The following is a 12,076-nucleotide window of genomic DNA, read 5'->3' as shown; positions in this document are numbered from 1 at the left end:
CATGTCCAGTGTTCCGATCGATCGCCACGCCGACGCCGGCGAGAACACCCGCCTCATCATCCTGATCAGCTGCGTCGCCACCATCGGCGGCTTCCTGTTCGGCTTCGACAGCGGCGTCATCAACGGTACCGTCGATGGTCTCAAGGAGGCCTTCCAATCCAGTTCCGCCGGCACCGGCTTCGAGGTCGCCTCGATGCTGCTCGGCTGTGCGGTCGGCGCGTTCCTGGCCGGCTCGCTGGCCGACCGCTGGGGCCGGCGCACGGTGCTGATCGTCTCGGCGGCGCTGTTCCTGCTGTCGGCGTTGGGCGCCGGCGCGGCGCACAACTCGGCGGTGTTCGTGCTGGCGCGGATGATGGGCGGGTTCGCGGTGGGCGCGGCCAGCGTGATGTCGCCGGCCTACATCGCCGAGGTCGCCTCGGCGCGCTACCGCGGCCGCCTGGCCACGGTGCAGCAGATCGCGATCATCGGCGGGCTGTTCTGCGCCTTCCTCAGCAACTATCTGCTGGCCAAGGCGGCCGGCGCGTCCACCGAGGCGCTGTGGCTGGGGCAGCCTGCCTGGCGCTGGATGTTCTGGATGCAGGCGCTGCCGTCCACGGCGTTTCTGCTGCTGTTGCTGGCGATTCCGGAGAGCCCGCGCTTCCTGGTGGTGAAGGGCCGCCGCGAGCAGGCGCTGGCGGTGCTGACCCGGCTGTACGGCGCCGGCACCGCGCAGACCAAGCTGACCGAGATCTCCGCCTCGCTCTCGGCCGACCAGCACAAGCCGCGCCTGTCCGACCTGGTCAGCAAGGTCACCGGCAAGGTCCGCCCGATCGTGTGGATCGGCATCGGTTTGGCCACCTTCCAGCAACTGGTCGGCATCAACGTGGTGTTCTACTACGGCGCGGTGCTGTGGCAGGCGGTGGGCTTCTCCGAGAGCGACGCGCTGTTGATCAACGTGCTGTCCGGCGCGTTGAGCATCGGCGCCTGCCTGGTCACGGTGGTGCTGATCGACCGGATCGGGCGCAAGCCGCTGCTGTGGATCGGCTCGGCAGGCATGGCGGTGTCGCTGGCACTGGTCACCATCGCCTTCGCCAGCGCCTCGCTGGATGCGGCGGGCAAGCTGGCGCTGTCGCCGGGCATGGGCCGGCTGGCGCTGATCGCGGCCAATGTCTACGTGGTGTTCTTCAACATGTCCTGGGGTCCGGTGATGTGGGTGATGCTGGGCGAGATGTTCCCCAACCAGATCCGCGGCTCCGGCCTGGCCGTGGCCGGCGCGGCGCAGTGGATGTCCAACTTCGCCATCACCGTGACCTTCCCGATCCTGCTCGGCAGCATCGGCCTGGCCGGTGCCTACGGCATCTACACCGTTGCTGCGTTCCTGTCGGTGTTCTTCGTGCTGCGCTATGTGTACGAGACCAAGGGTAAGGAACTGGAGCAGATGCAGGGCTGAGGCCGATGCGCACGCGCGTGCTGCGCGCGTGCCGTGTCCGGATCGAGGTGTCTGTAGTGAGCGGCTGAAGGCATTGCCGGATCGGTGGCGGCGCTGCGCGCGCCGGACCCTCACCCCAACCCCTCTTCCGGTGGGAGAGGGGCTCTGGCCTCTCCCTTCTCCCACTGGGACCATGGCCCCCTTTTCGGGGAGAAGGTGCCCCGCAGGGGCGGATGAGGGTCCGGGCGAATCCTTGCGAGCAGGTCCGCGCAGCCCATAGACATCATTGATTCCTGAGGTTCGCGAAGGGCGGTCCCATCGGCGTGCGCTTGTTGTGTTACTTTATAACAATTGCGACTCCGCCTTGCTTGCCTTCCCTCGCTCCCTTGCCGCTCCCGCCGATCCGATGAACCTGCAGATCCCCTCGCCATTGCCCGATGTCGCTGCCGACGAACCGTCGCAGATCTCCGCTCCCCTGAACTGGGTGGGCATGGACGGCATCGCGCTGCCGATCAGTCTGGAAATGGGCGAGGGCGTGCCTGCGGCACCCGTGCCGGCGCAGGCCGCGCTTGCCGTCGATCTGCCGTCGGCGCAGGTCAAGGGCATTCATATGTCGCGGCTGTACCGCCTCCTCGACGAGAGCGCGCAGCAGCCGCTGTCGCCGTCGCGCCTATCGCAATTGCTGCGGGCGATGGTGCACAGCCATGCCGACTGCGCCTCGACCGCGGCGCGGGTGTCGCTGCGGCTGGAACTGCTGCGTCGCAGCCCGGCGCTGCGCAGTCCGGGGCTGGCCGGCTGGCGGGCGTATCCGCTGCGGATCGACGCCGAGCTGCGCGGCGGCGTGGTCCGCCTGGGGTTGAGCGTGGAGTTGTTGTATTCCTCGACCTGTCCATGCTCGGCGGCGCTGGCGCGGCAACTGCTCAGCGAGGCTTTTGTGCAGCAGCACGTGGATCAGGCCTTGGTCCCGCGCGAGGCGGTCGCGGACTGGCTGCTCCGGCACGGCAGCCATGCCACCCCGCATAGCCAGCGCAGCGTGGCCTCGGTGCGGGTCGGCGTGTCGCCCCGTGCGGTGCGCTTCGACGCCGAGGGAGTGATCGTGCTGGCCGAGCAGGCCCTGGCCACGCCGGTGCAGGCGGCGGTGCGCCGCGCCGACGAACAGGCATTCGCGCGCCGCAACGGCGAGAACCTGATGTACGTGGAGGACGCCGCGCGGCGCCTGCAGCATGCGCTGGGTGCGCGCTACGCCGACGTGCAGGTGCAGGTGCGGCACCTGGAGAGCCTGCATGCGCACGATGCGGTGGCGGAGACGGGGTCGGCGCCGGTTGCCATCGCGGCGGGGGAGGGCGGCCGCTGACGCAGCGCGAGCTGACCCGCGGCGACGTGCCCAATGTCGCCGCTCAGCTCCTGCGCCTGTGCGATCGAGCCTTCGCCCGGGCCGGCATGGGCGCCTCGGCGTTCTTCGAGACGCCGGCCGGCACCTGCTTCCGCCTGGTCGAGGGCGACCGGCGCCAGCGCCCACTGATAGACACGGCGTTGCCGACCGCCGGCCCCAGAACGCAAAAAACCCCGCCAAGGCGGGGTTTCTGCGGTGTCGCGCTGCAGGCGAGGCGAGGATGGCGCTCCCTAGGGGACTCGAACCCCTGTTTTAGCCTTGAGAGGGCCACGTCCTAACCACTAGACGAAGGGAGCGTTTGGTCGCGTCGATTGCAGCGCGCTAGTATATGGGTCTCGCCGCCCTTCGGCAATCCCGCAACCCGATACGGAAGCGCCATCATCAATCCGCCAGTTCCATCGCCATTCACCCTGCGCGCGATTCCGCGCGATCAGCACCCCATCTCGCGCAAGGACATCAGCCCCAACGCCCTGCGCGTGCTGTACCGGCTGCGCGAGGCCGGCTTCGGCGCGTACCTGGTCGGCGGCGCGGTCCGCGACCTGCTGGTCCAGGTCCAGCCCAAGGATTTCGACGTCGCCACCGACGCCACCCCCGAACAGGTCAAGCAGCTGTTCCGCAACTGCCGCCTGATCGGCCGCCGCTTCCGCCTGGCGCACGTGGTCTATGGCCGTGAGATCATCGAGGTCGCCACCTTCCGCGCCAACGTCGACGACGGCAGCGGCGACCGCGAAGTGGACAACGGCCGCCTGGTCCGCGACAACGTCTACGGCAGCATCGAGGACGATGCGGTGCGTCGTGATTTCACCTGCAACGCCTTGTACTACGCCATCGAGGACTTTTCGGTGCGCGACTACGTCGGCGGCTTCGAGGACGTGCAGGCGCGGTTGATGAAGCTGATCGGCGACCCCGAGCAGCGCTACCGCGAAGACCCGGTGCGCATGCTGCGTGCGGTGCGCCTGGCGGCCAAGCTCGATTTCGAGATCGAGGCCGGCACCGCCGAGCCGATCCCGCGCCTGGCCGGGCTGCTGGCCGAGGCCGCGCCGGCGCGGCTGTTCGAGGAAGTGCTCAAGCTGTTCCTGTCCGGCCATGGCGTGGCCAGCTTCGAGGGCCTGGAGCGGCACGGCCTGCTCGCCGCGCTGTTCCCGGAGAGCGCGGCGGCGCTGCGCTCCAACCGCAGCGGCGCATTGCGGCGGATGCTGATCGAGGGCTTGCGCAACACCGACAACCGCGTCGCCAACGACGAGCCGGTGTCGCCGGCGTTCCTGTTCGCGCTGCTGCTGTGGCCGGCGTACTGCCGCGCGCTGATGACCCTGCAGAAGCAGGGCATGCAGATGGAGGAGGCGCAACGCCGCGCCGCCGACCGGGTGACCCTGCACCAGCTGAGCACCGTGGCGCTGCCGCGGCGCTTCTCGCTGCCGATGCAGGAGATCTGGCTGCTGCAGTCGCGCTTCACCTCGCGCCAGCGCAAGCGGGTGATGCGCACGCTGTCGCACCCGCGCTTCCGCGCCGCGTTCGATTTCCTGATCGTGCGCCAGTCCGCCTCGGACGAGCATGCGGCCGACATCGCCTACTGGCGCGAGCTGCAGCAGCAGCCCGGCTACGCGCCGCCGCCGCGCGGCTTCGATCCGGAGGTGGACTACGCCGGCGACGAGCTGGCGTTCGCGCCGCCGGCCGACAGCGAAGAGACCCCCAAGCGCCGCCGGCGCCGGCGCCGCCGCCCTGACGCCGCCACGCCCGTCGAGTGAGCGCCGCGACACCGGCGCCGGTCCAGGCCTGCATCGGCCTGGGCGGCAACCTTGGCGACGCCGCGGCGACCCTGCGCGCGGCGCTGGCCGCGCTCGACACCCTGCCGCAGACCCGCCTGCTGCGCGCCTCGCAGCTGTACCGCAGCCCGGCCTGGGGCCGCGAGGACCAGCCGGACTTCATCAACGCCGCGGCGCTGGTGGCCACCGCGCTGCCGGCGCCGGATCTGTTGCAGGCGCTGCTGGACCTGGAACACCGCCATGGCCGCCAGCGCCTGCCCGGCGAACGCTGGGGTCCGCGCACCCTCGACCTGGACCTGCTGCTGTACGCGCAGGCGACGATCGACCTGCCCGGGTTGCAGGTGCCGCATCCGTTCCTGCACCAGCGCGCCTTCGTGCTGCTGCCGTTGGCTGAGATCGCCGCCGACGCGGTGATTCCGGGGCATGGAACGGTACGTGACGTACGCGACCGCATCGAAACCGGCGGGATCGCGCCAATCGGTAGATAATGCTCGGCTCATTACCGCCGCACATGAGCTTATGAGCAGCCACGCCGACAGCAAGCCCTGGACCGTTCCCGCCCTGGCCGAGGCCAAACGCCGCCAGCAGAAGCTGGTGATGCTGACCGCCTACGACGCCGGCTTCGCGCGGACCTTCGACGCCAACGGGGTGGACCTGATCCTGATCGGCGATTCGCTGGGCATGGTGGTGCAGGGCCATGATTCGACCCTCCCGGTGAGCGTGGACGACATCGCCTATCACACTGCCGCGGTGGCGCGGGTGCTGCAACGCGCGCTGCTCGTGGCCGACCTGCCGTTCCAGTCCGATGCCACCCCCGAGCGGGCGCTGGACGCGTCGACCCGGTTGCTGCAGGCCGGCGCGGAGATGGTCAAGCTGGAGGGCGCCGGCCACAAGCTGGACGTGATCCGCTTCCTCAGCGAACGCGACATCCCGGTGTGCTCGCACCTGGGCCTGACCCCGCAGTCGGTGCTGACCTTCGGCGGCTACAAGATCCAGGGCCGCGAAGAGGCCGCCGCGGCCAAACTGCTCGCCGACGCCAAGGCGGTCGCCGCGGCCGGCGCCGCGCTGCTGGTGCTGGAGTGCGTGCCGTCGCCGCTGGCCGCGCGCATCACCGCCGAGATCGACATCCCCACCATCGGCATCGGCGCCGGCCCCGACTGCGACGGCCAGGTGCTGGTGATGCACGACTTCCTCGGCCTGGACAGCGGCCACCGCCGCCCGCGCTTCGTCAAGGATTTCCTGGCCGAAGGCGGTTCCATCGCCGGTGCCGCCCGTGCCTACGCCGACGCGGTGCGCGCCGGCACCTTCCCCGACGCCGAACACGCCTACGCCAAATGATCGAGACCATCACCGACCTGGCGCGACTGCGCGCCACTGTCTCCGGCTGGAAGCGGCAGGGCCTGCGCGTGGCCTTCGTGCCGACCATGGGCAACCTGCATGCCGGGCATTTCTCGCTGGTGATGCTGGCGCGGCAATACGCCGACCGCGTGGTCTCCAGCGTCTTCGTCAATCCGACCCAGTTCGGCCCGAACGAGGATTTCACCCGCTACCCACGCACGCCCGAGGCCGACACCAGCGGCCTGGAAGGCGCCGGCTGCGACGTGCTGTGGCTGCCGACGGTGGAGAGCATGTATCCGCTGGGCGTGGAGCTGGCGCTGCGCATGCACACCCCGGGCGTCAGCGAAGTGCTGGAGGGCGCGTGCAGGCCCGGCCATTTCGACGGCGTCTGCACCGTGGTCGCGCGCCTGTTCAACCAGGTGCAGCCGGACCTGGCCGCGTTCGGCAAGAAGGACTACCAGCAACTGGCGGTGATCCGGCAGATGGTCGCCGACCTGGCGTTCCCGATCGAGATCCTCGGCGGCAGCATCGTGCGCGAGGCCGACGGCCTGGCGATGAGCTCGCGCAACCAGTACCTGTCGGCCGAGGAGCGGCCGCGCGCGGCGCAGATCCACCGCACCCTGCGGGCGATGCGCGACGGCCACCTGGCCGGGCGCCCGCGCGCCGAGGTGGAGGCGGACGCGACCGCGCAGTTGCAGGCGGCCGGCTTCGAGGTCGACTACAGCGTGCTGCGTGCGCCCGACCTGAGCGAGCCGCAGGACGCCACCGGCCCGCGCGTGGCGCTGATCGCCGCGCGCCTGGGCCGCACCCGGCTGATCGACAACCTGGAATTCTGAGCGCGGTCGTCTGATCCCGTCGTAGGAGCGGCTTTAGGGCACCTCTAAAAACCCCACCTTTGGCATCATTGGTCTGGAGAACACGCCGAGGACGCCACGATGATCAGCCTGTTTGCCGGCCACGAACGCGAAGCCAAGCGGCAGCAGATCGGCGATCCTCTGGCTCTGCTGTCACGGCATATCGACTTTGCCGGGATTGCTCACGCCGTAGACGCGAAGCTGTCCTTGGGTACCGGCAAGCGCGGCGGCCGTCCGGCTTGGCCGACGCAGATGATGATCAAGCTGCTGCTGTTGCAGCAGTTGTACAACCTCTCCGACGATGCGCTGGAGTATCAGGTGCTGGATCGGCGCAGCTTCCAGCAATTCCTTGGACTGGAACACAGCGGCAAGGTGCCCGACGCCAAGACGATCTGGGTGTGGCGCGAACGGCTCAAGACCAAGGATCTGATGGGCGACATCAGCACGGCGATCGGTGAGCAATTGCAACGTGCTGGGTTCATTGCCCGCGGCGGTCAGATCATCGACGCCAGCATCGTCAGCGCTCCGATCCAGCGCAACACGCGCGAGGAGAACGCGCAGATCAAGCAGGGCGATGACGTCGGCCAGGACTGGAGTGATGCCAAGCGTGCGCAGAAAGACGTGCAGGCACGCTGGACCAGGAAGCATGGGGTGACGTTCTACGGCTACAAGCTGCACGCCAGCACGGACCGCCGCTGGGGTTTCATCCGCCGCTACGACGTGAGCGCGGCCAACGTGCACGACAGCCGCCACTTCGAGCAGGTGCTGGACCCGGACAACACCGGCCGCACGGTATGGGCCGATAGCGGGTATGCCGATGCAGCGCGAGAAGCAGACCTGAAAAAGCGTGGTTACCGCCCCGCGATCCAACATCAAGGGCAGGCACGCAAGCCCTTGAGCGAGGCAGCAAAGCGCCGGAACCGTCGCATTGCCAAGGATCGGGTGTTCGGCGAGCACCCGTTTGCGCGCTTGGCCCAACAAGGCGGCAAGTTCGTACGCTGCATCGGCTTGGCGCGGGCAAAGGTGGTGATCGGGCTGAAGGTCGCCAGCCATAACGTGATGCGGCTGGCACGGCTACAGGAGCGGGCCATGGTGCCGGCGTGATCGGCTGAGGTGGCCGAGCGGCCACCTCAGCCTCCCAACCACCACGATCAGGCGCCGCTCTGGTGCCGTTGCGACAGATGCTGCCCCTGGCTCCAGGTCGTGGCAGGTTGTTCGAGGTGCCCTTTAGCCGCGACCGGGCCTGACCGATGAAGGCCCGGTCGCGGCTAAAGCCGCTCCTACGACGCTTACGGCGGGCGCCGCCTGCCACCGCCGTTTCACCCCTCGGCTGCTAAACTGCGCGTCTTTCCTGACCGCAGTCCCGCCCCATGCAACTGAGCCTGTTGAAGACCAAGATCCACCGCGCCACCGTCACCCATTCCGAGCTGAACTACGAAGGCTCGATCGCCATCGATGGGCTGCTGCTGGACGCGACCGGCATCCGCGAGTTCGAGCAGGTGCATATCTGGGACGTCACCAACGGCGCGCGGTTCAGCACCTATGCGATCCGTGCCGACGAGGGCAGCGGCATCATCTCGCTCAACGGCGGCGCCGCGCGCCACGTGCAGGTCGGCGACCTGATCATCATCGCCGCCTTCGCCGGCATGAGCGAAGAGGAAGCCGCGCGCTTCCAGCCGACCCTGGTCTACGTGGACGGCAACAACCAGATCACCCATACCAACCACAGCATCCCAAAGCAGGCCGCATGACACAGTCCACCGGTTTCGACGCACTGCATTCCCACGCCCAGCGCTTGCGCGGGGCGCGCCTTCCCGACCTGCTGACGGCCGAACCTGGCCGCGCCGAGACGTTGGCGCTGCAGGTCGGACCGCTGTACTTCAATTTCGCGCGGCAGAAGTACGACCGCGCCGCGCTCGACGCGCTGCTGGCGCTGGCCGCCGACCACGACCTGGCCGGCGCCTTCCAGCGCCTGTTCCGCGGCGAGACGGTCAACGTCACCGAAGGCCGCGCCGCGCTGCATACCGCGCTGCGCGGCGACCTCACCGACGCGCCGGTGGCCGGCCAGGCCCACGCCAGCGCGCGCGAGGTGCAGCAGCGCATGCGCGCGCTGATCGACGCCCTGGCGCAGACCGAGGTCACCGACATCGTCAGCGTCGGCATCGGCGGCTCCGATCTCGGCCCGCGCCTGGTCGCCGACGCGCTGCGTCCGGTCAGCGGCGCGCGCTTCCGCGTGCATTTTGTTTCCAACGTGGACGGCGCAGCGATGCAGCGCACCCTGGCCACGCTGGATCCGGCGCGCACTGCCGGCGTGCTGATCTCCAAGACCTTCGGTACCCAGGAAACCCTGCTCAACGGCCAGATCCTGCGCGACTGGCTGGGCGGCAGCGAGCGCCTGTACGCGGTCAGCGCCAATCCCGAGCGCGCCGCCAAGGCCTTCGACATCGCCGCCGGCCGCGTGCTGCCGATGTGGGACTGGGTCGGTGGGCGCTACTCGCTGTGGTCGGCGGTGGGCTTCCCGATCGCGCTGGCGATCGGCGCCGATGCCTTCGAACAATTGCTGGAGGGCGCGGCGCAGTTCGACGAACACGCCCTGACCGCGCCGCTGGAGCGCAACGTGGCCGTGCTGCATGGCCTGACCACGCTGTGGAACCGCAACCTGCTCGGCTACGCGACGCAGGCGGTGATGACCTACGACCAGCGCCTGGCGCTGCTGCCGGCCTACCTGCAGCAGCTGGTGATGGAGAGCCTGGGCAAGCGCGTGCGCCTGGACGGCAGCCCGGTCGAGGCCGACACCGTGCCGGTGTGGTGGGGCGGCGCCGGCACCGACGTGCAGCACAGCTTCTTCCAGGCACTGCACCAGGGCACCAGCATCGTGCCGGCCGACTTCATCGGCTGCATCCGCAACGACGATCCGTACACCGTCAACCACCAGGCGCTACTGGCCAATCTGCTGGCGCAGACCGAGGCGCTGGCGAACGGGCAGGGCAGCGACGATCCGGCCCGCGACTACCCGGGCGGCCGCCCGAGCACGCTGATCCTGCTCGACGCGCTGACCCCGCAGGCACTGGGCGCGCTGATCGCGATGTACGAGCACAGCGTGTACGTGCAGTCGGTGGTGTGGGGCATCAACGCCTTCGACCAGTTCGGCGTCGAACTGGGCAAGCAACTGGCCAGCCAGTTGCTGCCGGCGCTGCAGGGCCAGTCCACCGAGATCGCCGACCCGGTCACGCGCGCGGTGCTGGCGCGCTTGCAGGGCTGAGCGAAGCAGCATCTGATCGCGCGAGCCTGGCTGGCTCGCGCGATCGGTCAGTGATGCTGGACGCTGCGCTCAGACGTCGTCCAGGCGCAATCCGACCGGGTCGCCAGTCAGATAGCCCACCGCGGCACCGTAGCGGTCCTTGTAGTTGGCTCGGACCAGTGGATCCAACTGCGCCTTGACCTTGTCGTGCAACGGGCTTTCCCAGTCGCCGGGATGCTGGAAGTTGCTCATCACGTAGGTCCAGCCATGGATCTCGTCGACCGCATGCAGGCCGGTGGATTCGGCCCCGGCCGGCACCGACAGCAGCCGCGACAGCTTGCCGGTATCGACGTTGTAGGCCCACAGGAAGTTGTTCACGTGCATGGCGCTGTCCTCGCCGATGAACAGCGTGCGCAGGCGTTGCGAGAACTTGATGTTGTCCGGATTGGCGATGCGCTCCGGGTCGGCCAGATTGCCCAGCGTGTCGGCCGCCGGCAGGTCGCGGCCGGTCAGTGCGGGCGGGGCGCTCATCGACACCGGTACCCACTCGCTGCGGATCGGCTGGCCGAGCTGGTCGCGCTGGCCGCCGCGCAGCGGCAGCGCATAGATCGCGCCGGCGGTCGGGCCTTCCACGCGGATGTCGCCGGAGCCATCGAGCATGCTGCCCTGGATGTAGGACATCGCCGAGTAGGCGATGCGGTCGCGCGTGTCGACCGTGGTGCCCTCCATCTTGGTGAAGCCCAGGCTGCCGCCGACCAGCGCGGCGTAGCGGTGGGTTTCCAGGAAGGCGGCGGCCTGTTCCATGCCCGGGCGCAGCCGCACCCAATTGAAGCCGCCGCTGTAGGGAATGCGGGTGTAGCCGGCGTCGCCCGGATCGCGCGTGGCCACGTCCATGATGTCGCCGATGCGCAGCACGTCGGCCATCGCTTCGATCTCGTCGCTGCTGGCGTGGCCCAGGCGGATCCAGTCCAGGGTGGCCGCGCCGGGGCCGCTGGCCGAGCGCTGCCGCCACTTCGCCACGTACAGGGTGCCGCTGGACAGGTCGCACTCGCGATCGGCGACGAACAGGAACAGGCCGCCGTTGCTGGCGTCGTCGCCCATCAGCACGGTGCGCCGGTCCGGCATCACCTGCACCAGTTCGTGCGAGATGCGGCCCAGGCAGTAGTGCTTGCGGATGCTGCCGCTGCCGTCGGCGTGCACGGTCACTTCCGGCAGGTGCCCGTAGTGGTACGGATTGGCGCGGGTGGGATCGCCATAGAGGTGTTCGCTGAAGCGCTGGAACTGGGTGTTGCCGGCGATGCTGGCGGCATCGGGTTCGTACTCCTCGCTGGACAGATGCGTGTTCCAGGGCGACAGGCTGGCGCCGCAGGTGGTCCACAGGCCATGCACCGCCGAGGTATCGACGTTGTGGTACTTGACCAGGCGCAGGTGGCCGCTGCGCGGGTCCTGGTCCAGGGTCAGCACCGCGATCGGCGCCGGCAGTTGACGATAGGTGCCGTTGCCGGCCAGATCGCGCGTGGTGTACTCGAACTGCACCACCGCGAACACCGTGTTGCCGCGCACGCCGGGCACGTGCGCGTGCGGCAGGGTCAGCAGCGACGAGCCGTCGGGACAGTCCGAGAAGAACGGACGTTCGGCACCCGGGACCGAGCGGTCCAGGATCGGCCGGTTGTGGATGTCGTAGTAGCCGCCGGCCAGCACGCTGCCGCCGGCGCCGTCGGGGACCTGGTCGCCGGTCATGAAGAACGGGCGGTAGGTCAGGGCGTAACGCTGGCGGCTGCCATCGTGCAGGATCACATCGACATGCGAGCGCACGCTGGTGGTGGCCATCGCCGCGGGGTCGGCGAGCGACGGCGCAGCCATGCCGTCGAAGCTGACCGCGCGCACGCGCGGCCGTGGTGGGCGGCCTGGCCGCGGTCCCGGCTGAGGTGGCAGACGCGCGGCCGCGGCGTCGCTCGCCAAGACGGCGGCGGAAAGGCTGCCGAGCGGCAGCAGGGAGGTGCCGGCGAGCAGGCGCAGGGCGCGGCGGCGACCGGAATCGGGGAGATGCGACATCGGGGGACTCTCCAGAACGGGCGG

At 69.3% G+C, this 12,076-nt stretch carries 10 protein-coding genes and 1 tRNA gene; 9 read left to right on the top strand and 2 right to left on the bottom strand.

The genetic code is table 11. The features are described 5' to 3' along the window. The first annotated feature begins 1 nt into the window (after position 1). Both AC1G9L_RS12445 and folE2 read left to right on the top strand, forming a co-directional pair. Positions 2-1,429 carry a sugar porter family MFS transporter gene (locus tag AC1G9L_RS12445; protein ID WP_019801349.1) on the top strand — a complete coding sequence of 476 codons (1,428 nt, stop codon included), beginning with the start codon at positions 2-4 and terminating at the stop codon, positions 1,427-1,429. 397 nt (positions 1,430-1,826) lie between these two features. After that, positions 1,827-2,762: a GTP cyclohydrolase FolE2 gene (gene folE2, locus AC1G9L_RS12440; protein WP_481071113.1), complete on the top strand. Its 936-nt coding sequence runs from the start codon at positions 1,827-1,829 to the stop codon at positions 2,760-2,762. A 260-nt stretch (positions 2,763-3,022) separates the two neighbouring features. On the opposite strand, the gene AC1G9L_RS12435 is transcribed toward folE2, so the two are convergent. Continuing rightward, a tRNA-Glu gene (locus tag AC1G9L_RS12435) sits at positions 3,023-3,097 on the bottom strand. Positions 3,098-3,127: 30 nt separating this feature from the next. Between AC1G9L_RS12435 and pcnB the strand changes: the two genes are divergently transcribed. From pcnB to pgi, 7 genes are all read left to right on the top strand, one after another. After that, complete coding sequence (gene pcnB, locus AC1G9L_RS12430; protein ID WP_295911571.1) at positions 3,128-4,546, top strand: polynucleotide adenylyltransferase PcnB; 1,419 nt, start codon at positions 3,128-3,130, stop codon at positions 4,544-4,546. Further along, positions 4,543-5,052 (top strand): 2-amino-4-hydroxy-6-hydroxymethyldihydropteridine diphosphokinase, encoded by a 510-nt coding sequence (gene folK, locus AC1G9L_RS12425; protein WP_481069226.1) that lies wholly within the window; start codon positions 4,543-4,545, stop codon positions 5,050-5,052. The genes pcnB and folK overlap by 4 nt, the downstream gene beginning before the upstream one ends. A 31-nt stretch (positions 5,053-5,083) precedes the next feature. Further along, complete coding sequence (panB, locus tag AC1G9L_RS12420; RefSeq protein WP_019800594.1) at positions 5,084-5,902, top strand: 3-methyl-2-oxobutanoate hydroxymethyltransferase; 819 nt, start codon at positions 5,084-5,086, stop codon at positions 5,900-5,902. Next, positions 5,899-6,738 (top strand): pantoate--beta-alanine ligase, encoded by an 840-nt coding sequence (gene panC, locus AC1G9L_RS12415; protein WP_481069225.1) that lies wholly within the window; start codon positions 5,899-5,901, stop codon positions 6,736-6,738. The genes panB and panC overlap by 4 nt, the downstream gene beginning before the upstream one ends. 99 nt (positions 6,739-6,837) lie before the next feature. Continuing rightward, complete coding sequence (locus AC1G9L_RS12410; protein WP_019798968.1) at positions 6,838-7,860, top strand: IS5 family transposase; 1,023 nt, start codon at positions 6,838-6,840, stop codon at positions 7,858-7,860. Positions 7,861-8,126: 266 nt separating this feature from the next. Continuing rightward, positions 8,127-8,507, top strand: a complete 381-nt coding sequence (panD, locus tag AC1G9L_RS12405; protein ID WP_019802071.1) for an aspartate 1-decarboxylase — start codon at positions 8,127-8,129, stop codon at positions 8,505-8,507. Further along, on the top strand, positions 8,504-10,018 hold the full coding sequence (gene pgi, locus AC1G9L_RS12400; protein WP_481069224.1) for a glucose-6-phosphate isomerase: 1,515 nt from the start codon (positions 8,504-8,506) through the stop codon (positions 10,016-10,018). Before panD ends, pgi begins: the two co-directional genes overlap by 4 nt. Positions 10,019-10,087: 69 nt before the next feature. Here the strand turns inward: pgi and AC1G9L_RS12395 are convergent, their stop codons facing one another. Then, positions 10,088-12,052, bottom strand: coding sequence for a PhoX family protein (locus AC1G9L_RS12395; protein WP_481069223.1), 1,965 nt, complete (start codon positions 12,050-12,052; stop codon positions 10,088-10,090). Between the last annotated feature and the right edge of the window lie 24 nt (positions 12,053-12,076).

It is taken from the genome of Xanthomonas sp. NCPPB 1132 (assembly GCF_056629235.1).
The sequence above is the reverse complement of the archived record's forward strand: the minus strand, read 5'-3'. Positions and strand labels throughout refer to the sequence as shown.